Here is a 21466-nt window from a genome sequence, read left to right as displayed (position 1 = left end):
CCTGACGGGGCGACGCACCACCCCGGGGTTACACTGCTCACAAAATATTGAATATCGTTATGATTTGACGTGCTTTTGCCGACGGCCATACACCAGCCAGGTGACGAACACGCAGACGATGTAGAACACCAGGAAGACCTTCATCGCCCCCACCGGTGAGCCGGTTAACGCCAGCGAGGTGCCAAAGGCTTTGGGAATGAAGAAGCCGCCCACGGCACCAATGGCCGAGATAAAGCCCAGCGCGGCCGCGGTGTCGGTAACTGCCTCTTTCTGCGCCTGTTCTTCCGTGCCGCCGCGCAGTTTCACTCTATAGACGGTGATTTGCCGGAAGATGACAGCGATCATCTGGAAGGTCGAGCCGCTGCCGAGCCCGGCGGTAAGGAACAGCCCCATAAACACCAGATAGAAGGCGGTAAAGCTGCCAGAACCGGAGCCTGGAAGGGTAAGGAAGAGCAGGGCGGTAAACACTGCCATAAAGATGAAGTTCACCAGCGTGACGCGCACGCCGCCGAGCTTGTCGGAGATCACCCCGCCAGCGGAGCGGGCCAGCGCGCCAATCAGCGGGCCGAAGAAGGCCAGATGCAGGATGTTAACGTCCGGGAACTGGGTTTTCGACAGCATGGCGAAGCCCGCGGAAAAGCCGATAAACGAGCCGAACGTCGCCAGATAGAGCAGGCTCAACAGCCACAGATGAAGGCGCTTGAGCACCGGCAGCTGGCTGGCGATGGTTGCTTTTGAACTGGCGATATCGTTCATGCCAAAAAAGGCAGCAACGGTTGCCAGCAGCAGCAGCGGGGCCCAGATCCAGGCGGCGTTCGCCAGAAACAGGGACGAGCCATCCTCCTGCGGCACGCCATGTACCCCGAGAAAGGTAAACATCGGCAGGAAGATCACCACCGGGGCCACCATCTGCATCACGCTGACGCCGAGGTTGCCCAGCCCGCCGTTAATACCCAGCGCGCTGCCCTGTTTCGATTTGGGGAAGAAAAAGCTGATGTTGCCCATGCTGGAGGCGAAGTTGGCGCCGGCAAAGCCGCACAGCAGGGCGATAATAATAAATACCGAATAGGGGGTAGCAGTATTTTGCACCGCAATACCCAGCCAGACGCAGGGAATAATCAGAATGACGGTACTTAATACCGTCCAGTAACGGCCACCGAATATAGGCACCATAAAGGAGTAGGGAACCCGTAATATTGCGCCGGAGAGAGACGGCAGGGCGGTTAACATAAAGAGCTGGTCGGTGGTGAAATTAAAACCGACCTTATTCAGATTGACCGCCACCGCGCTAAATAACATCCAGACGCAGAATGCCAGTAGCAAACAGGCCACGGAGATAACCAAATTTCGTCGCGCAATCGGCTTGCCTTTATTTTCCCAAAAAGCAGGATTTTCCGGTTTCCAGTTACTTAAAAGATAATGATTATTCTTCTCAGTTTGTTGCGACATATTATCCTCTTGCTTATCCGAACGGCAGAAAGAGAAGTACAATCAGACAGAAGTCTGAAATTTTGATGAAGGTTGTAGGAAGTTTTTGGGAGTCTTCTGAAAAGAATAGATAAAAAAAAGCGAGCTACTGCCCTGGGAGGGGAGAAGTGGGCTCGCTTAATGTGTTACAAATCGTAACAGTTAAACGAAATTAATCATTAATAGAGTTCGAGGGTGATTAATTTTTCCAGATGCTGATTAAATGCGGTCTCATCCATCTCCGGCATGGATAACACGTAAAAGCTGTCCAGGCCGCAAACCAGGCCTATTAAGCGCCAGGCAATATTTTCGGGCCGATCTTTTAACGTAAAGGCTTGCGCTTCTGCCCCGGCGCGAATAATCGCCACCGTCTCCTGATGCCACATCTCCATAGTTAATACGTAAGCGCCTTTTATTTCCTCGTCCCGGGTGGCTAACAGCTGCGCCTCGCGCCACAGGCGAATATAGGGCTCAAAACTGCGATCGTCGCTGCCGAGCATGGAATGCAGGCGTTCGCGCCAGCTGGCGTTTTCTGCCACCACGTCGGCATCCAGCAGGGTGCGGATCAGGCGGATAAAAGCCTGCGCCTTAAGTTCGCCTGCGGAGGAAAAGTGGTGGTGGACCTGGCCGGTCGCCACCTCTGCCTCGGTCGCGATCCGCCTGACGGTCATCGCCGTAAAGCCTTCGCTCAGCGCCACGCGCATGGCCGCCTGCAGGATCGCTTCCCGCCGTTCATCTTTGCTCAGATAGCTCATTTTTTTCACTCTCAACTGGGGGATCACGAGTGTAACAAAAAGCTGGACATGCGTTCAACTTTCCGTAGGATCGCAATCTGGACATGTGTCCAGTTTTGGTCAAATAAGGAAAATTATGATTCGTCAGTGGGTAGCGTTAGTGATTATTGTGCTCGTTTATATCCCGGTCGCAATTGACGCCACGGTGCTGCACGTTGCCGCGCCGACGCTGAGTATGACCCTGGATGCCAGCGGCAATGAACTGCTGTGGATCATTGATATCTACTCGCTGGTGATGGCCGGGATGGTGCTGCCGATGGGGGCGCTCGGGGATCGTATCGGTTTTAAACGCCTGCTGATCCTGGGCAGTAGCCTGTTCGGCCTCTCGTCGCTGGCGGCGGCGTTTGCGCCCTCCGCCGGGTGGTTGATTGCGGCGCGGGCGCTGCTGGCCATCGGGGCGGCGATGATCATTCCCGCCACCCTCGCCGGGATCCGCACGCTCTTTGCCGATGCGCGCCAGCGCAATATTGCCCTCGGCGTCTGGGCGGCGGTGGGATCTGGCGGGGCGGCCTTCGGCCCGCTGATTGGCGGCATATTACTGGCGCACTTCTACTGGGGCGCGGTGTTTTTAATCAACGTTCCCATCGTGCTGCTGGTGGTCTCCCTGGCGGCGCGTTTTGTGCCCGCCCAGCAGGGCCGACCCGAGCAGCCGCTTAACATCACCCATGCCCTGATGCTGATTGTGGCGATTTTGCTGCTGGTCTACAGCGCCAAAACCGCGCTTAAAGGGGCGATATCGCCGTGGTTGGTGGCGGGGACACTGCTGACCGGGGCAATGATGCTATTGGCATTTATCCGCATTCAGCTTCGCGCCCGCACGCCGATGATCGACCTGCGGCTGTTCGGCCATCGAATTATTTTAAGCGGGGTGGTGATGGCGATGACGGCGATGATCGCCCTGGTGGGCTTTGAGCTGCTGATGGCCCAGGAGCTGCAGTTTGTCCACGGCTTCACCCCCTTTGACGCGGGCATGTTTATGCTGCCGGTAATGGTCGCCAGTGGATTCAGCGGGCCGATCGCCGGGGTGCTGGTCGGGCGTCTGGGGCTGCGGATCGTGGCGACCGGCGGCATGGGCCTGAGTGCGCTCAGCTTCATTGGCCTGTCGATGCTCGACTTCAGCACCCAGCAGTGGCAGGCCTGGAGCCTGATGGTGCTGTTGGGGTTTAGCGCCGCCAGCGCGCTGCTGGCCTCGACCTCGGCCATTATGGCCGCCGCGCCAAAAGAGAAAGCCGCCGCTGCCGGGGCGATTGAAACCATGTCCTATGAGCTGGGGGCCGGGCTGGGGATCGCGATCTTTGGCCTGCTCCTGACCCGCAGCTTCTCGGCGTCTATTGAATTGCCCCAGGGGCTGAATGCCAGCCTGGCGGATCACGCGTCCTCCTCCATCGGCGAGGCGGTGAAGGTCGCGCAAGATCTGCCGCCAGCCCTTGCTGAATCGGTGATTGAGGCAGCGAAAACAGCCTTTATCACCTCGCACAGCGTGGCGCTGGGCAGCGCAGGCGGGATGCTGCTGCTGCTGGCCGTCGGGATCTGGTTTAGCCTGGCGAAGGTACCGCGCGACGGGGGCTAAGCCCCTTCGGGCCGGGGGGAGGTGAGCCGGTAAACCAGCTCCACCTTCACCCACTCCACCTGCGAAGGCTGGTGCGGGTTTTGCGCCCGCGCCAGCAGCCGCGTCAGGGCGCGGCGCGCGATCCCGGCGACATCCTGATGCAGCGTAGTCAGTTGATAGCTTAACTGACCGCTTTGCGGCGTGTTATCGAAGCCAATCAGATGAAAATCGTGCGGGGCCGATTTGCCCCGCTGGCGCATCCCATCCAGAAACCCGCAGGCCAGCTGCGCATTGGCGCAGAAAATTCCCTCCGGCAGCTCGGCCTGATAATCCAGGGCTGTGGCCAGCCCGCCATCGTAACCCTCCGTCGGGGCGGCGAGCCAGCTGAGCTGGCGCAGGGTGTCGACCCCCAGCTGTTGCAGCGCATGGACAAATGCCTCGCCCCGCATCATGCCCGCCCAGGTGGAGGCCGGGTGATTAAGCCAGCCGAAGCGACGGCACCCGGAGTGCCAGAGCTGTTCGGCAGCCAGCTGTGCGCCGCGCTGGTTATCCGAGCAGATAAAATCCACCCACGGCATGTCGGGAGGGCGGTTGATACCGACCACCGGGATCTGCTGGCTGACGCACTCATTCACGATAGCTTCCGGCGGCCTGCCTGAGGTGACTATCACCCCGGAGACGCGAAACTGGGTGAAGCGTCGCAGAGTGTTTACCAGATCCTCCTCGCCGGTGATCTCGCTCACCAGAGCCTGGTAGCCGCGCCGCTGGATCTCATGCAGTAATCCCTCCAGCAGGCTGCTGCGAAAGGGATCGCCAATGCGGGCGACGATCACCCCAATCAGCTGGCTACGCTGGCGGTTCAATCCCTGGGCGAGAAAATTCACCTGATAGCCGAGCTCCCGGGCGGCTTGTAATACCTTTTCCCGGGTGGCGGGGGAGATGCTGCCGTTGCTGCTCAGGGCGCGGGAGACCACGGCGCGGGAAACGCCCGCTCTTCTCGCCACATCCTCGGCGGTCACCGCCTGCTTGCGAGGGGCGTCGCTCACAGCGTTTCTCCCCGGCGAAGGGGCAGCTCGAAGGTCATGCCCTCTTCGCTGACGAACAGACCAGGGTGGGGCTGACAGGCCTGCGCCAGGATGGGGCGGGCGCTGTCGTGGCAATGATAGAGGCCCAGCGCAGGCAGTTTGAGCCGGGTAAAGAGCGCCAGGCAGTCGGGGAAATCGCCATGCGAGGCATCGCAGGGCAGCGCTGTTGCCGAGGCGCACTCCTGAAAGGCCAGATCGGCTCCCGCCATCAGGGCAATACTTTCCGGGGTCGGGCGGCCATCGCCGCTGTAAAACAGGGTGGCGCCCGGCGCCTCAATCCGCAGGGCAAGGTTCGGGATTTCGTGATGGGTAAAGGCGGTCCGCAGGAGCCAGTTCCGCCAGCGCCACTTCGGCGTGCTGTCGCGCCAGTCGATAGCAAAGCAGAGCCCGGTATCCGGCCAGTTCGCGAGGTTTGCCAGCTCAAGCAGTGCCGGGCGGTGGGCAGGCTGGGACCAGATAATCAGCGGTTTCGTTCGCTGAAAACTTTTCCAGTGGTTAAGGAGCGCCGTCAGCCCGGTGCAGTGATCCGGATGGATATGGGTGAAAAAGAGGGCATCAATGTCGTTTACGTCCAGTCCCCGTTGCCATAAGGCGCGGGGAATGGTTGGCCCGCAATCAATCAGCAGCTGATAGCCCGCGTTATCGATGACCCGGATTGCCGACGTATTATTCAGCAGGGAGAAAGCACTGCCGCAACCCAGAATATCTATTTTCATTTCGCCTCACCAAAATTTTTGCGGACTTAATCAAATTGTCACAAACAGACGACACAGTAGGCGCACATAATGGCGCTGGAACGTTGCGTTTTTTTTACAAAGAAATGAACACGTGTTCATCGGCGACGTGAAAGAATTAAGGGATCGTGCGTGAGTTATTTGCAAATAGATAAACTGAAAGTTGCCTACGGGAATAATATTGTCCTTCACGATATCCATCTGGCGGTCGGTAAGGGCGAGATGATCGCGCTTCTCGGCCCCTCTGGCTGCGGAAAGACGACACTGCTCAATGCGTTATGCGGTTTTTTACCCGTGCACTCCGGTACCGTGGCGATTAATGGCCGGGATATCACCCATAGCTCCCCGGAACAGCGAAATATTACCATGGTGTTTCAGAGTTATGCCTTGTGGCCGCATTTGACGGTCGCGCAAAATATCGGTTACGGATTAAAAGTCCGTCGCGTTAAAAAAGAGGAAATAACCCGTCGGGTGCAGGCGCTATTAAAAATAATTAACCTCGAAGGTTATGCGGAAATAAAGGTAACGGCCCTTTCTGGCGGTCAGCGTCAGCGGGTTGCCCTGGCCCGGGCGCTGGCAATTGAACCCGATGTGCTGGTGCTCGATGAGCCCCTGTCGAACCTGGATGCCAAAGTGCGCCTCAATGTGCGCCATGAGATCAAAGCGCTACAAAAGAGACTCGGCTTCACCTCGCTGATCGTCACTCACGACCAGCAGGAAGCGCTGGTGATGGCCGACAGAATTGCCGTGCTCAATAACGGTCGCATCGAACAGATCGGCACCCCGGAGGCAATTTACCACCGCCCGGCAACGCCTTTTGTCGCCGATTTTATGGGGGCGGATAACTGCATCACACCTGATGAGGGGCAGGGGAGAACGCTCTATTTTCGCAGCGCCGATATCGCCATGCATGCCGCACTGCCGTCCGCGCCGGGAGGATTAACCCTCGAAGGGATTGTTGAGGAGAGTGCCTTCTTAGGTCATCACTACCGGCACAGCGTGCGCTGTGGTGGAAAGATCTTACTCGCAGACTCAGCAACATGCTGGCCTGACCGTTCGCCAGTGGTGCTGCATGTGCCTGATGCTGCGCTCCATGCCTTTGAACCTGCTTTGTAATGCCAACCGACACACACTTTTCTGGGGATCAATCATGTCCGTAAAAACAAAAATGGCTATCACTACCGCACTTTATCTGGGCTGCCTGCACGCTGCGCATGCCGAAACGGTACTTAACGTTGCCACCGCCGGGGACCAGAATATGGTGGATTACGTCAAAACCTGGCTGGGGCCGAAATTTGAAGCCACCCATCCGGGAGTAAAAGTGCAGGTGGTCGGCACCGGGCCCGGCGATGCCGGATCAAATAAGATCGTTGAAAAGCTGACGGCGCAGGCGCAGAGCAGCGCGAAAAGCTGGGATATAGATGTGGCGGTGGTCCATCAGGCCGCAGGCGGCCAGCTGGTAGAGAAAGGGCTGCTTGAGAATTACCGCCAGGCGGTGAAAACCGGCACCATGACCACCGCAGAGAACGCTAAAAACGCCCTGGGGGTCAACGTTGACGGCTACGTGATGCCTATGTTCCTGAGCCAGACGGCGATGGCTTACAACAGCGATCTCATCACCACTCCGCCGAAATCTTATGACGAGCTGGTGCAGTGGTCGGAAAAAAATCCCAAAGCCTTCGGCTATAACGGCATCAAAAACGGTATGTCAGGCGTGAGCTTTGTGGTGGGCTGGATCTACGCCTATGGCACGCCAGCCGAGCGCCTTACCGCGCTGCCGTATGATAAAGGGGTTGAAAAAGAGTGGGGCCCGGCCTGGACGAAGCTGAAAGCATTTAATAAAAACGTCACCTTTACCCCGGGCAATGCCGGGACGCTGGATATGCTCAGCCGGGGCGAAATCGCTATGGGGCCGGTATGGGTGGATATGTTCTACAGCTGGAAAGATCAGGGCAAGCTGCCGCCGTCCATCAAGCTTACCTTAATCGCACCCGGTATGCCGGGGCAGCCAATGTATTACGTCATCCCGGCCAAAGCCACCCAGGCAAAACTGGCGCAGGAGTTTATCGAGCTGGCGACCAGCCCGGAGATTCAGGCGGAGGGGATCGTGAAGCAATTTAACTGGTACCCGGGCATCGACGCGAAATATGTGAAGGGGGCGCTGGATGATGCGACGTGGCAGAAGCTGTTCGCGGAAATTTCGCCAGAAACCTTAGCGGAGAACGGCAAAAGTTTCCCTCTCAAACCCTACTTTGACGCTATCAAAGAAGGTTATGAGAGCCAGGTTTCGAACTGAGGGTATGGCGTGCCTGGCAGAATATTGCCAGGCACCTTTAGCGGTGATTATTCATGCGACAGACATTTAACGCTTTCCTGCTGGTTCTTCCGGCGACGCTGATGATTGGCATCTTCTTTCTCTGGCCGCTGGGCTATTCGCTTATTTCGGCTTTTACCCATGAAACAGGTTTGACGCTGGCGCACTTTGAAAAAGTGTTTAGCCTCTATTCGATCGATATTCTCTTTACCCTGATCATTGTGCTGGTTTCACTGGCGATCCTGGCGCTGCTCTCCATCATTATTTCCGCCGTGATTGTGCTCTCGCCCTGTCGTCGTCTCGTTAAAGCGCTGGCCTTTTTATACCGCCTGCCGCTGTTTATCCCATTCATCGTTGCCGCGCAGATGATGCGGACCTTCCTGGCAAAAAACGGCCTGATGAACAATTCCCTGGTTGCCCTCGGCGTAATGACGCCGATGGAGACCACCTCGCTGCTGGGCTGGAGCGGGATCATTATTACCTTTGTCTGGAAACAGATGGCCTTTACCACGCTGCTGATTAGCGGCGCCATGGCGGCGGTGGAGTCTACCCATATTCTGGCGGCGAAAAACCTCGGTGCCTCCCGGGTGCGTATCCTGTTCGACATTATTTTGCCCCAGGTGTTGCCGACCATTGGCATCGCGATGGTGTTATCGACGGTCACCATGATGTCGGTGTTGTCAGTTCCTCTGATGATCGGCACTGGCGCCCCAACAATGATGACCGTTGATATGGCATTTCGCGTCAACTCGTATGGCGACTATCCGGTTGCCAATGCGATGGGGGTCATCTCGTACCTGATGTGCGCCGCGATGTCCTGGTTCTATCTGCGCCACAGCCTGAATGCAAAAGGAAACCCCTGATGAACACGCTGTTTAATAGAGTTCGCGGTAGCTTTATTCTGCAAACCCTGCTGCTTACCTTTCTGGTGCTGGCGCTGTTTGGCCCGCTGCTGAACCTGCTGATCTGGACGGTGGCGGAGAGCTGGTTTTTCCCGCACACCTTGCCCAGTCAGTGGGGGCTGAAGTACTGGGGGCAGGTTTTTAGCCCTTACAGTGACGTCTCCGGTTCGTTGTCCATCAGCGTCCTGATAGCCCTTCTGTCGGTGGTGGTGTGTCTGCTGATTTCAATCCCGGCAGGGTACGCACTTTCGCACCGGTCCATGCCGTGCCGCGCCTTCTTTATGCTGCTGTTTTTGATCCCGCAGGCTTTCCCGAACCTGACGGTCTATATGAACGTGGCGCGGCTGTTCTACCAGTGGGGGTTGAACGGGACGATTGCCGGGGTAGTGCTGGTGCACAGCGTGCACGGGCTGATGTACTCCATCTGGATAAGCGTCGCGGCGTTCTCGGCGCTCGATCCGCTGCTGGCGCGGGCGTCACGCAATCTGGGCGCCGGGTCGGTCTACACCTTTTTCCATATCATCCTGCCGCAGGCCGCCCCCGGGTTGATTGCCGCCAGTATCTTTGTCTTTCTTGAGTCGCTGGATGAGTTTACCGCCACGTTCTTTGTCGGCGCGCCGGAGATCAACACGCTGCCAATACTGCTCTATACCGCCAGCATGTCGGGAAATTATCAGATGTCCTCCATTACGGCGCTGATTCTGCTGGTGCCGTCGGTGATCTTTATGTTGGTGATCCATAAATTTATGCGCCCGGAGATGCTGTCGAAGCTGGGGAAATAACCGCAATTAGTTACAACATACTGTAAGCGTTTTCGATTAATGGTTCCCCGGCCGTTGGCCGGGGAAAGTGCCTGTTTATGACTCCTGCGCCGCACTCAACACGCTATGCAGCAACACATTGGCCCCTTTTTCTGACCATTCCGGATGAATCTTTTCCGCTTCGTTATGGCTAATGCCCTTCACGCAGGGGATAAAGATCATGCTGGCAGGCGCGATTTTGCTGACGTAACAGGTATCGTGCCCGGCGCCGGATACCATCGATTTTGATGAATAGCCCAGCGCGGCCACAGCCTGTTCCGTTCGGACAAGACAGGTTTCATCAAAGGCGACAGGTGCATAGTCGAAGATGCGCTCGACGCTGGCGCTCACGCCACGCGCCGAAAGACCTGCAGCCGCCTGATGCAGCGCGGTTTCCATCGCCTCCAGCGCCTCGCTGAGCGGATGGCGGAATTCTACGCTGCACACCACCCGGGACGGGACCACGTTACGTGAATTCGGGGTTACGTTCACCATGCCGATGGTGGCACGCCCGTCCGGGGCATGTTGATAACCGATCGCCTCCACCTTCAGCGCCAGCTCCGCAAAAGCGGTCAACGCATCGCGGCGGCTGTGCATTGGCGTGGTGCCCGCATGTGCGGCAAACCCGTCGAGGGTAAGGGTAAACCAGCGCTGACCCATCGCCGCACGCACCAGGCCGATATCGATGGCTTCGTCTTCCAGAATAGGCCCCTGTTCGATATGCAGCTCATAGCAGGCGTGGATCGGGAAGGCGCGGGCAGGGCGGGGGCCACGATAGCCGATGGCCTCAAGGGCGTCGCGAACGGTGATCTGTTTGCTGTCCATCCTGGCGTAAGCAAAGGCTTCGGAAAGTTGACCGGCCCAGACCCCGGAGGCGAGCATCGCCGGGGCAAAGCGCGCGCCTTCTTCGTTGGTCCAGTTCACCAGCACGATATCGCGCTCGGTTTCTACCTGACGATCGTTCAGGGTGCGCAGCAGCTCCAGCCCGGCCAACACGCCGTAGATCCCGTCATAGTTGCCGCCGAGCGGCTGGGAATCCACGTGGGAACCAGTCATCACCGGGGGAAGCGCCGGGTTTTTACCGGCGCGGCGGATAAACATGTTGCCCATGCTGTCCACTTCGCAGCTAAAACCGGCCTCCAGTGCCCACTCGCGCAGCAGGTTGCGGGCAATACGGTCTTCCTCGCTTAGCGCCAGGCGGGTCACCCCGCCGGCGGGGGTGCCGCCGATCTGCGCCATCGTCTCGAGCGTAGACCACAAACGGTCTGCATTAACGCGGATCATGCTTTGTCCTTCGTGCTGCGGTAGCGGAAGTCGCAGCATGCGCCGCCCTGCATAATGGTGGTGGTGCGGGTCAGCTCCACGTCCGGCGCGTAGCCGACGATGAATTTCTCATCCCGGGCGCACGACAGCAGATGGCCGATCTCGCCGAGGCCCATCTCGTGATACATCTCGGCATAGCGGCAGCGGGTCACGTTGTAGTTGTACTGCTGGTCGTCGGCGTCGATCACCTTCACGTCGAGAGCGTTATCCTTCTCCCACAGATACTGCAGAGCAATAAAGCTCTTCACGTCCGCGCCGTTTGGCTCCTTGCGGGCAAATTCTTTGCCCGCATTAATGGCGGCCTGCTCAATGGCCTCGCCAATCACCGCCTGGGCGCGGGACTTGCCGATCTCACGCACCAGGATTTCATAAATTGGTTTAATAATTTCTGCTTCAATTTTGCGGCGGGCAAGAATGCCCAGCTCATTATTATCACTCATCACATTGCCTCACTGCGTTACTTAGCTTTTGCGCCGCCGAGCACGGTCTGCGGCTGCCATTTGCCATCGACCACTTTATAGACGGTGAAGGACGGGGCCTTCAGGTTGCCCTGATCGTCAAAGGCGATCTGCCCGGTGACGCCGGAGTAGCTGATGGCGCGCAGGGCAGGCAGGTACTCTGCCGGATCAACCGAGTCGGCTTTTTCCATCGCGGCAACCAGTACGCGGGTGGCGTCATAGGCGAACGGGGCATGAAGTTCAATATGGGTGTGGTAGCGGGACTGGTATGCCTGCTCGAAGGTCTTGCCGCCCGGCATCTGATCCACCGGCAGGCCCGGCTCCAGCGCGACAACGCCTTCACCCTCTTTCTGCGCCAGCTGCAGGAAGGTCTGGCTGACAAAGCCGCCAGCGCCCATCAGGGTCGTCTTCATACCCAGCTGTTTGATACGACGTGCCAGCGGTGCCGCCTGGCTGTCCACGCCGCCGAAGAAGATCAGATCGGCGTTCTTACTGCGAATGGCGGTCAGTACGGCGCTAAAGTCGACGGTTTTGTCGTCAACGTACTGGCGGTCAACAATCTTCACGCCCTGGGCTTCCAGCGATTTAATAAACTCATCCGCCAGGCCCTGACCAAAGGCGGTACGATCGTCGATGACCGCGATGCGTTTGGCTTTAAGGGTATTTACCGCGTACTGTCCGGCAAACTGGCCGCCGTCATCGTCGTGGCCCATCACGCGGAAGCTGGTGTCGAACCCCTGTCTGGTATAGGCATGACCGGTAGCAACGGGGGCCACCTGAGCGATACCGGCATCGTGATAGACGCGGGCCGCCGGGATGCTGGTGCCGGTGTTCCAGTGGCCGACTACGCCTGCCACGCCGGTATCCACCAGACGCTGAGCCACAGCCACGGCGGTGCGCGGATCCGACTGGTCATCTTCCGACTGCAGCTTAAAAGTCACCGCCTTGCCGCCGATGGTCGGGTGCTGTTTGTTGATATCGTCAATCGCCAGCTGCGCGCCATTCTCCAGATCTTTACCGATACGGGCAGACGGGCCGGTCAGCGGACCCGCCAGGCCGATCACCACGGTTTCGCTGTCGGCGGCCCAGGCGCCGGTAGAGGCAAATCCGCTGAGCACAATGGCCGCGCTGAGCGCGCTGATTTTAATGGTTTTCATTATTTTTCCCTGATATTGGTTGGTGTGTTAAGCGGGCATTTCGCCCAAATAAATCTGTGCAATCTGGTCGTCGTCGAGCATCGCCCTGGACTCGCCGTGATGAACGATGCTGCCGCTGTCCATCACCCAGGCCTGATCGGTCACCTCCAGCGCCAGCCGGGCGTTTTGCTCGATCAGCAACAACGCCACGCCGCGCTCGCGCAGTCCGGCGATGACGGCGAAAATGTTCTCGACCATTTTGGGCGCCAGGCCCATCGAGGGTTCGTCGAGGATCAGCAGGCGCGGGCGGCTGAGCAGGGCGCGGTTCAGGGCTAAGAGCTGCTGTTCCCCGCCTGAGAGCAGTCCGGCCAGCTGGTGCTGGCGTTCGCCCAGACGCGGGAAACGTTCGAAAATCGCGTTCATCTCCTGCCGGACGGTGACAGTGTCACGGCGGAGCCAGGCGCCCATCTGCAGGTTTTCCAGCACCGTCATACGGGCGAAGATGCCCCGGCCTTCCGGGACCATCACCAGCCCGTCGCGCAGCAGCGCTTCGGCTTTCTGTTTGCGGATCGGTTTGCCATTAAATTCGATGTTACCGCCAAAACGCTCCAGTCCGGTGATGGCCCGCACGGTGGAACTTTTGCCTGCGCCGTTAGCCCCAATGAGCGTGGCCTGTTCGCCTTCACCCAGGCTAAAGGAGACATCCCGTACTGCCTGGATACCACCGTAATGCACGTCCAGACGTTCCACTTTCAGTAATTCAGACATGGGCATTGCCTCCAAGCCAGGCGGCGATCACCGCCGGGTCGCGACGCACGCTGTCAGGGGTACCGCTGGCCAGCGTTTTGCCGTAATCCAGCACCGTGAGCCGATCGCAAATCCCCATCACCAGCTTGACGTCGTGTTCAATCATTAGCAGGGTTTTGCCGTCGTCACGAATACGGGTCAGCAGCTCACCCAGCGCCACTTTTTCCGCCGCGTTCATCCCGGCGGCGGGTTCATCCAGCGCCAGCAGCAGCGGATCGGTCGCCAGCGCGCGAGCTATCTCCAGCCGCCGCTGATGGCCGTAAGCCAGATCGCAGGCGCGGTAGTGGGCAAACTTCGCAATGCCGGTGTAGGCCAGCCAGTGCCAGGCCTGCTCGAGGGTCTGAGCTTCTTCTGCCCGGGCGCGTTTGTGACGGCTCAACGCCGCCCAGAGTCCGTTGTGGGTGCGCACGTGGCGACCCACCATCACGTTCTCCAGCACCGACATCTCGTTAAACAGACGCACGTTCTGGAAGGTACGGGCGATGCCCGCGGCAGTTACCTTTTCGATCTGGTTCGGGAAGTAGGGCTTATCGGCAATGGCGAACTCACCGCTGTCAGCGGGATACAGGCCGGTGATGAGGTTAAAGCAGGTGGTTTTTCCCGCGCCGTTGGGGCCAATCAGGCCGTAGATCTCGCCCTTATTAATCGACAGCGAGACGTTATCCACGGCGGTAAGGCCGCCAAAGCGTTTGGACATATTGCGCACGGTTAACAGGCTCATGCTTTTACCTCCTTGTGGCGCTTCGGCCAGATGCCCGACGGGCGAACAAGCATCACCAGCACCAGCGCCAGGCCGTAAAACAGCTGACGCAGGATCTCCGGATCAATCAGTACCGAACCAAACAGCGCCTGCTGCACCGGGGCCGCCTGGCTGCGCAGCAGCTCCGGCAGGGCGGTGAGCAGTACCGCGCCGAGGATCACCCCCGGGATATGGCCCATCCCACCCAGCACCACCATCGCCAGTACGGCTATGGACTCCTGCAGGGTGAAGGATTCCGGCGAGACAAAGCCCTGGAAGGCGCCGAACAGCGCTCCGGCCACACCGCCAAAGGAGGCACCCATGGCAAAGGCCAGCAGCTTAAAGTTGCGCACGTTGATACCCATTGCCCGGGCGACATCTTCGTCTTCACGGATAGCGTGCCACGCCCGGCCAATACGTGAGTGTTGCAGGCGAAGGCAGACAAAAATGATCCCGACAATCACCAGCATCAGCAGGTAGTACCAGAGCCACAGGGCGGGCACTTTGACGCCGAACCAGTGGTAAACGCCGCTGAACTTCAGGCCGAACAGGTTGAGGGTGTCAACGCCGGTAATGCCTTTTGCGCCGTTGGTGATGTTCACCGGGCGGTCGAGGTTACGCATCAGAATGCGGATGATCTCCCCGAAGCCGAGGGTCACAATCGCCAGGTAATCCCCGCGCAGCTTCAGCGTCGGGGCACCCAGCAGAATGCCGCATACCGCCGCGACCAGCGCTGCAATCGGGATAATCAGCAGGTACGAGGTGTGCAGCCCGTGCGGGAACCAGAGGTTCAGGATCGGGAACACGTCTGCGAGATGCGGTGACGCCATAAGCGCCGCCAGATAGGCGCCAACGGCATAGAAGGCGATAAAGCCCATATCCAGCAGGCCGGTGTAGCCGACAACGATATTCAGCCCCAGCGCCAGCATGATGTAGAGCAGGGCGAAGTCGATCACCCGCACCCAGTAGTTGCCGCCCAGCTGGGTAGCCACAACCGGCGCAAGCAGGAGGGCAAGCACGAAGAGGGTCATGCCGGACCAGAATTTACCGCTGGCCGCCGGGGTTTTGATTTCAATGGCAGTCATGATTTCTCCTTACGCCCTGTGCGCCACGCGCTCGCCCAACAGACCAGCCGGACGGAAGACCAGCACCAGAATCAGAACGATAAAGGCGAATACGTCCTGGTAGTTACTGCCGAACACGCCGTGAGTCAGTTCGCCGAGATAACCGGCGCCCAGCGCTTCGATAATCCCGAGCAGGATCCCGCCAATCATCGCCCCGCGAATGTTGCCGATGCCGCCGAGCACCGCCGCGGTAAAGGCTTTAATGCCGGGCAGGAAGCCCATCGAGAAGCTGGCGTTGCCGTAATTGCTGGCCATCATCACCCCGGCGAGTGCGGCAAAAACGCCGCCGATGGCAAAGGTCAGAGTGATGATGGCGTTCGGATTAACGCCCATCAGGGTGGCGACGCGTGGGTTTTCAGCCACCGCCCGCATACCCCGGCCAAGGCGGGTATACTCCACCAGCAGCCACAGGCCGGTCATGACGATCAGTGCCAGCGCCACGGTGACGATGCCGGTGACCGTGACAATCGCCGGGGGATGCGCCTCGCTGCCCGCCGTGATAGCAATCGGGTCCATCGGCAGGATCTGCGGGAACATCAGCGGATTACGCGACCAGATAATCATCGCCACGGTTTGCAGCAGCACCGATACGCCAATCCCGGAGATCAGCGGTGCCAGCCGCGGCGCATTTCGCAGGCGGCGGTAGGCAAAGCGCTCAACGGACATCGCCAGCAGGGCGCAGACCGTCATGGCGATCAGCAGCGCAAAGCCGAGCTGTAACAGCTGCGGCATGGCGGGGAAATAGCCAGTCAGGAGATTCAGCGCCGACAGAGTGGTCAGCGCGCCGACCATCAAAATATCGCCATGGGCGAAGTTAATAATGCGCAAAATGCCATACACCATGGTATAGCCCAGCGCGATCAGCGCGTAGATGCTGCCCAGCATCACGCCGTTGATCAGTTGTTGTATGAGTGTGTCCAACGTTGTTACCCGACAAATTGCTCTTTTCAGCGGCTAACATCTAATAATTGAATTAAATTGTGAAATACACATATATTCTTTCTTATGATTTTTGGAGCTTGCTTTATCTGATTGATTTTAATGATGATGATAAATGGCTGATTAACCGGATTATCCATAACAGATCAATATATGAATAAAACAGAACAATCCCTGGCGTTGTCGGCCTTTGCCGAGAGCCGACTGGCGAACGATCCGCCGCTGCGGGCGGTGCGGGCCTTCGAGGCGATAGCGCGGCTGGGAAGCGTGACGCAGGCGGCTCAGGAGCTGGACATATCGCCCTCGGCGGTGAGTCACCAGCTGAAAGTGCTGGAAGGATACTTACAGATGCCGCTCACCGAGCGTCATGGGCGCGGGCTGATCCTGAGCCAGCAGGGGCGGGATTATTACCGTTCCATCCGCGCGGCCTTTAACGTGCTGCGCCAGGCCACCGGGCATCTGCTGGAGCAGGTGCAGACCCGCCAGGTGACCATCAGCCTGATCCCGCTTTTCGGCATGGGGTGGTTTATCCCGCGTCTGCCCGGGTTTATGCGCGCTAACCCACAGACCGAGATCAACGTGGTCTACGCCAACCACCGCAACTACCTGAGTGACGCGTCGGATATGTCCATCCGCTTCGGCAACGGCCAGTGGGCGGGCTACCAGAGTGAAAAGCTGATCTCCGGGCAGATGGTGCCAGTCTGTAGCCGGGCATTTTTGCGCCTTCACGGGCATGTTGATACTCCCGAACAGCTATTACAGATGCCGCTGTTGCATGATGAAGAGCGCGCCACCTGGCAGCAGTGGTTTATCCAGCAGGGGGTGAAACGCCCGCTGCGGCGCAGTGGCCCGATGTTTGAAGACGGGCTGTTAACCCTGGCGGGCGTGCAGGCAGGGCTGGGCTGCGCGTTGATGCGCGAACCGTTGATTGCGCCCTATCTGGAGAGCGGTGAGCTGGTGAAGATCTTCGATCTCCCTATCGACGATGGCCGGGATTACTACCTGTGCGTGCGTCAGGATGGAGAGATGAGTCAGGACGGGAAGTTGTTGCAGAGCTGGTTGCGGCGGGCGGCTGGGCAGGAATAGTCTTCGCCGGGTGGCGGCTTCGCCTTACCCGGCCTACAAAACTCACTCCCTACGTGCCCGGGTGGCGTACCAGCACAATAGCGATCCGGCGCACACCATCATCGCTCCCTGCCAGAAGCTGAACGACAGCGGCGCATTCAGCAGCACCGCTGCCAGTGCCGCTGACAGTACCGGGGTGAAATAGGATGCTGCCGCCAGCAGCGTTACGTTGCCGTGCAAGATACCGATATTCCACGACGCGTAGCCAAACCCCAGCGCCACGCCGCACATCAAAAGTTTGATCACCACCGGCACGCTAAACACCATCTCCGGCTGCGGGCTGAAAGCATATTTCAGCCACAGGGTCAGGGCGGTGAGCAATACAAACAGGGTGATCCCGTTCTGGCCGTTGGCGTATTTACTGGTCACGGTGCAGTAGGCTGCCCAGATGAAAGCGCCAACGAACGCCAGGCCGTAACTTAGCGGGTTGGAGGTGATGTTACGGGCGATATCCGTTGGGTTCAGCCCATTTTCGCCGCCTAATACCCAGCTTACCCCCAGCAGGGCGATGATCAGGCCCGGGATCACCCATAGGGTGGTTTTCTGGCCGTTGAACAGGATGGCGAACAGAATGGTCAGGCTCGGCCAGAGATAATTCACCATCCCCACCTCAATCGCCTGGTGGCGAGTGGCGGCATAGCCTAACGAGAGGGCAAGACAGATTTCATAGCTGACAAACAGTACGCTGCCGGCAATGAGATAGCGGGGCGAGAAACGTCGCAGCCTGGGGAAACCCACCGTTACCAGACAGAGTAAACCGCTTAGCGTATAGATTGCCGCCGCGCCCCCAACCGGACCTAATCCCTCGCTAACGCCCCTAATCAGACCCACCATCGTGCTCCAGAGCACGATCGCGGCCAGACCGACCAGGGTGGCTTTTTTTCTCTCCATCGCATTTCCACCGGCTATCAATTTAAGGGGCAAATTTATAGCACTGTTTCAGTACCTTCCGCGAATTTATCTGTGCCGAAGTAACCCTTTAGCATTAGCAAAAGCCGCCAGCGCTGACTATTAAGAGGGCGAAGATCGGCGATATTGATTTGCCGCAAAAAAAACAGGGGCTTTGCTGTTAGTTTTCTGCCGGATTTCTCAATGATCTAACGAGGACAACGATGGACGTCAGTCGCAGACAGTTTTTTAAAATCTGCGCGGGCGGTATGGCCGGGACAACAGTAGCCGCTCTGGGGTTTGCCCCCAAAATGGCGCTGGCTCAGGCGCGCAACTATAAGTTGCTGCGCGCCAAAGAGATCCGCAACACCTGCACATACTGCTCCGTGGGATGCGGGCTATTGATGTATAGCCTGGGTGATGGCGCGAAGAACGCTAAAGCGTCGATTTATCATATTGAAGGCGATGCGGATCATCCGGTCAGCCGCGGGGCACTCTGCCCGAAAGGGGCAGGTCTGCTGGACTATGTTCACAGCGACAACCGTCTGCGTTACCCGGAATACCGCGCGCCGGGCTCCAATAAATGGCAGCGCATCTCCTGGGATGAGGCTTTCACCCGCATTGCAAAATTGATGAAAGCCGACCGCGACGCCAACTTCGTTGAGACGAACGAACAGGGTGTAACGGTCAACCGCTGGCTCTCCACCGGGATGCTCTGCGCCTCGGCGGCGAGCAATGAAACCGGCATGCTGACGCAAAAATTTGTGCGCTCACTCGGCATGCTGGCGGTAGACAACCAGGCGCGCGTCTGACACGGACCAACGGTAGCAAGTCTTGCTCCAACATTTGGTCGCGGTGCGATGACCAACCACTGGGTTGATATCAAAAACGCTAACGTCGTGGTGGTGATGGGCGGTAACGCCGCCGAAGCCCATCCGGTGGGTTTCCGCTGGGCGATGGAAGCGAAAAATAACAACGATGCGACGCTGATCGTCGTCGATCCGCGCTTTACGCGGACGGCATCGGTGGCCGATATCTATGCGCCGATCCGCTCCGGTACGGACATTACGTTCCTCTCCGGCGTGCTGCTGTACCTGATCGAAAACAACAAAATTAACGCCGAGTACGTTAAGCACTACACCAACGCTAATCTGCTGGTGCGGGAAGACTTTGCCTTTGAAGACGGGCTGTTCAGCGGCTATGACGCCGAAAAACGCCAGTACGACAAATCCTCCTGGAACTATCAGTTCGATGAAAACGGCTATGCGAAGCGCGATGAAACCCTGACCGATCCGCGCTGCGTGTGGAACCTGCTGAAGCAGCACGTCTCCCGCTATACGCCGGAGGTGGTGGAGAACATCTGCGGTACGCCGAAAGCGGACTTCCTGAAAGTGTGTGAAGTGCTGGCCTCCACCAGTGCCGCGGACAGAACCACCACATTCCTCTACGCGCTGGGCTGGACGCAGCATACCGTCGGGGCGCAGAACATCCGTACCATGGCGATGATCCAGCTGCTGCTCGGCAACATGGGCATGGCCGGAGGCGGCGTAAACGCATTACGCGGTCACTCTAACATTCAGGGGCTCACCGATCTGGGGCTGCTCTCCACCAGTCTGCCGGGTTATCTGACCCTGCCGTCGGAAAAACAGACCGATCTGCAAACCTATCTGACGGCGAACACCCCAAAAGCGACCCTGCCGGACCAGGTGAACTACTGGAGCAACTATCCGAAGTTCTTCGTCAGCCTGATGAAATCGTTCTACGGCGATGCGGCGCAGGAGGAGAACGACTGGGGCTTTAACTGGCTGCCAAAATGGGACCAGGCTTACGACGTCATCAAGTATTTCAACATGATGGCGAAGGGCGACGTCACGGGGTACATCTGCCAGGGCTTCAACCCGGTGGCGTCGTTCCCGGACAAAAACAAGATTGTCGCCAGCCTCAGCAAGCTGAAGTACATGGTGGTGATCGATCCGCTGGTGACCGAGACCTCTAACTTCTGGCAGAACCACGGCGAGATGAACGATGTGGATACCGCGTCGATTCAGACCGAGGTGTTCCGCCTGCCGTCTACCTGTTTTGCAGAAGAAGACGGCTCCATCGCCAACTCCGGGCGCTGGTTACAGTGGCACTGGAAGGGGCAGGATGCGCCGGGTGAAGCGCGTAACGACGGTGAAATTCTGGCCGGGATTTACCATCGCCTGCGTGAGATGTACCGCACCGAAGGCGGGAAGGGCGTTGAGCCGCTGCTGCGGATGAACTGGCACTACAAACAGCCGGATCACCCGGAATCGGAAGAGGTGGCGAAAGAGAACAACGGCGTTGCACTGGCGGATCTCTATGATGCCAATGGCGTGCTGATTGCGAAGAAAGGCCAGCTGCTGAGCAGCTTTGCTCATCTACGTGATGACGGCACCACGGCATCGTCGTGCTGGATCTATACCGGCAGCTGGACCGAGCAGGGCAACCAGATGGCTAACCGCGATAACGCCGATCCGTCGGGCCTTGGCAATACGCTGGGCTGGGCCTGGGCGTGGCCGCTTAACCGTCGCGTGCTCTATAACCGCGCCTCGGCGGACATTAACGGCAAGCCGTGGGATCCAAAACGGATGCTGATCCAGTGGAACGGCACGAAGTGGACCGGGAACGATATTCCGGACTTCAACACCGCCGCGCCGGGCAGCAACACCGGGCCGTTTATCATGCAGCCGGAGGGGCTGGGACGTCTGTTTGCCATCGACAAGCTGGCGGAAGGGCCATTCCCGGAACACTACGAACCGATGGAAACGCCGCTCGGCACCAACCCGCTGCACCCGAACGTGGTCTCCAGTCCGGTGGTGCGTGTCTATCAGGAAGATGTTGTGCGCATGGGCAAGAAAGACAAGTTCCCGTACGTCGGCACAACCTATCGCCTGACCGAGCATTTCCACACCTGGACCAAGCATGCGCGACTGAACGCCATCGCCCAGCCGGAGCAGTTTGTGGAGATCAGCGAAACCCTGGCGAAGGCCAAAGGGATTGCCAACGGCGATCGCGTTAAGGTCAGCAGCCAGCGCGGGTTCATTCGCGCCGTGGCGGTGGTCACCCGTCGTCTGCAGGCCCTGAACGTTCACGGTCAGCAGGTGGAAACCGTGGGTATTCCGCTGCACTGGGGCTTTGAAGGGGTGGCGCAGAAAGGCTATATCGCCAACACCCTGACGCCATCGGTGGGGGATTCCAACTCGCAAACGCCAGAGTACAAGGCGTTCCTGGTCAACATCGAGAAAGCATAAGGAGCGAATA

Annotated in this window: 19 protein-coding genes; 7 read left to right on the top strand and 12 right to left on the bottom strand. The window is 58.5% G+C overall.

Going from position 1 to position 21466, the window contains the following annotated elements; genetic code table 11:
* Positions 1–57 precede the first annotated feature (57 nt).
* Positions 58–1449, bottom strand: a complete 1392-nt coding sequence (locus GNG29_RS11135) for a NarK family nitrate/nitrite MFS transporter (RefSeq protein WP_103179647.1) — start codon at positions 1447–1449, stop codon at positions 58–60.
* Positions 1450–1646: 197 nt separating this feature from the next.
* A complete protein-coding gene (locus GNG29_RS11130) occupies positions 1647–2222 on the bottom strand; it encodes a TetR family transcriptional regulator (RefSeq protein WP_156654512.1) in 576 nt (191 codons plus the stop codon).
* 115 nt (positions 2223–2337) lie between these two features.
* On the opposite strand from GNG29_RS11130, the gene GNG29_RS11125 reads away from it, so the two are divergent.
* Positions 2338–3831, top strand: a complete 1494-nt coding sequence (locus tag GNG29_RS11125; protein WP_103179645.1) for an MFS transporter — start codon at positions 2338–2340, stop codon at positions 3829–3831.
* On the opposite strand, the gene GNG29_RS11120 is transcribed toward GNG29_RS11125, so the two are convergent.
* Positions 3828–4856 (bottom strand): LacI family DNA-binding transcriptional regulator, encoded by a 1029-nt coding sequence (locus tag GNG29_RS11120; RefSeq protein ID WP_156654511.1) that lies wholly within the window; start codon positions 4854–4856, stop codon positions 3828–3830. The genes GNG29_RS11125 and GNG29_RS11120 overlap by 4 nt on opposite strands.
* On the bottom strand, positions 4853–5611 hold the full coding sequence (locus tag GNG29_RS11115; protein WP_156654510.1) for an MBL fold metallo-hydrolase: 759 nt from the start codon (positions 5609–5611) through the stop codon (positions 4853–4855). The genes GNG29_RS11120 and GNG29_RS11115 overlap by 4 nt, the downstream gene beginning before the upstream one ends.
* A gap of 150 nt (positions 5612–5761) precedes the next feature.
* Here GNG29_RS11115 and GNG29_RS11110 point away from each other — a divergent pair, with 150 nt between their 5' ends.
* Genes GNG29_RS11110 through GNG29_RS11095 form a run of 4 tightly spaced genes read left to right on the top strand, consistent with a single transcriptional unit; the run spans position 5762 to position 9627 of the window.
* The gene (locus tag GNG29_RS11110) at positions 5762–6745 is read left to right on the top strand and encodes an ABC transporter ATP-binding protein (RefSeq protein ID WP_103179642.1); all 984 of its coding nucleotides are present in this window, start codon (positions 5762–5764) and stop codon (positions 6743–6745) included.
* Positions 6746–6779: 34 nt separating this feature from the next.
* On the top strand, positions 6780–7925 hold the full coding sequence (locus GNG29_RS11105; RefSeq protein ID WP_156654509.1) for an extracellular solute-binding protein: 1146 nt from the start codon (positions 6780–6782) through the stop codon (positions 7923–7925).
* Between the two features lie 53 nt (positions 7926–7978).
* Positions 7979–8806 carry an ABC transporter permease gene (locus GNG29_RS11100; protein ID WP_156654508.1) on the top strand — a complete coding sequence of 276 codons (828 nt, stop codon included), beginning with the start codon at positions 7979–7981 and terminating at the stop codon, positions 8804–8806.
* Entirely contained in the window at positions 8806–9627 is an 822-nt protein-coding gene (locus tag GNG29_RS11095) for an ABC transporter permease (RefSeq protein ID WP_156654507.1), read from the top strand. The genes GNG29_RS11100 and GNG29_RS11095 overlap by 1 nt, the downstream gene beginning before the upstream one ends.
* Before the next feature lie 75 nt (positions 9628–9702).
* Here the strand turns inward: GNG29_RS11095 and GNG29_RS11090 are convergent, their stop codons facing one another.
* From GNG29_RS11090 to GNG29_RS11060, 7 genes are read right to left on the bottom strand one after another with little or no spacing between them, the layout of a single operon-like run.
* Entirely contained in the window at positions 9703–10929 is a 1227-nt protein-coding gene (locus GNG29_RS11090; protein WP_156654506.1) for a Zn-dependent hydrolase, read from the bottom strand.
* The gene (locus GNG29_RS11085) at positions 10926–11408 is read right to left on the bottom strand and encodes an L-2-amino-thiazoline-4-carboxylic acid hydrolase (RefSeq protein WP_103179637.1); all 483 of its coding nucleotides are present in this window, start codon (positions 11406–11408) and stop codon (positions 10926–10928) included. The genes GNG29_RS11090 and GNG29_RS11085 overlap by 4 nt, the downstream gene beginning before the upstream one ends.
* 17 nt (positions 11409–11425) lie before the next feature.
* Complete coding sequence (locus GNG29_RS11080; RefSeq protein WP_156654505.1) at positions 11426–12583, bottom strand: branched-chain amino acid ABC transporter substrate-binding protein; 1158 nt, start codon at positions 12581–12583, stop codon at positions 11426–11428.
* A 27-nt stretch (positions 12584–12610) separates the two neighbouring features.
* A complete protein-coding gene (locus tag GNG29_RS11075; RefSeq protein WP_156654504.1) occupies positions 12611–13330 on the bottom strand; it encodes an ABC transporter ATP-binding protein in 720 nt (239 codons plus the stop codon).
* Complete coding sequence (locus GNG29_RS11070; RefSeq protein WP_103179634.1) at positions 13323–14090, bottom strand: ABC transporter ATP-binding protein; 768 nt, start codon at positions 14088–14090, stop codon at positions 13323–13325. The genes GNG29_RS11075 and GNG29_RS11070 overlap by 8 nt, the downstream gene beginning before the upstream one ends.
* Entirely contained in the window at positions 14087–15193 is a 1107-nt protein-coding gene (locus tag GNG29_RS11065; protein ID WP_103179633.1) for a branched-chain amino acid ABC transporter permease, read from the bottom strand. The genes GNG29_RS11070 and GNG29_RS11065 overlap by 4 nt, the downstream gene beginning before the upstream one ends.
* A 9-nt stretch (positions 15194–15202) precedes the next feature.
* The gene (locus GNG29_RS11060; RefSeq protein ID WP_103179632.1) at positions 15203–16153 is read right to left on the bottom strand and encodes a branched-chain amino acid ABC transporter permease; all 951 of its coding nucleotides are present in this window, start codon (positions 16151–16153) and stop codon (positions 15203–15205) included.
* 171 nt (positions 16154–16324) lie between these two features.
* Between GNG29_RS11060 and GNG29_RS11055 the strand changes: the two genes are divergently transcribed.
* Positions 16325–17257 carry a LysR substrate-binding domain-containing protein gene (locus GNG29_RS11055; RefSeq protein WP_156654503.1) on the top strand — a complete coding sequence of 311 codons (933 nt, stop codon included), beginning with the start codon at positions 16325–16327 and terminating at the stop codon, positions 17255–17257.
* Positions 17258–17299: 42 nt separating this feature from the next.
* On the opposite strand, the gene yddG is transcribed toward GNG29_RS11055, so the two are convergent.
* Positions 17300–18187, bottom strand: a complete 888-nt coding sequence (yddG, locus tag GNG29_RS11050; protein ID WP_103179630.1) for an aromatic amino acid DMT transporter YddG — start codon at positions 18185–18187, stop codon at positions 17300–17302.
* 221 nt (positions 18188–18408) lie between these two features.
* On the opposite strand from yddG, the gene fdnG reads away from it, so the two are divergent.
* On the top strand, positions 18409–21456 hold the full coding sequence (fdnG, locus tag GNG29_RS11045) for a formate dehydrogenase-N subunit alpha (RefSeq protein ID WP_156654502.1): 3048 nt from the start codon (positions 18409–18411) through the stop codon (positions 21454–21456).
* Positions 21457–21466: the final 10 nt, after the last annotated feature.

It is taken from the genome of Leclercia sp. Colony189, from assembly GCF_009740165.1.
In the GTDB taxonomy this organism is placed as follows: domain Bacteria; phylum Pseudomonadota; class Gammaproteobacteria; order Enterobacterales; family Enterobacteriaceae; genus Enterobacter.
The sequence above is the reverse complement of the archived record's forward strand: the minus strand, read 5'-3'. Positions and strand labels throughout refer to the sequence as shown.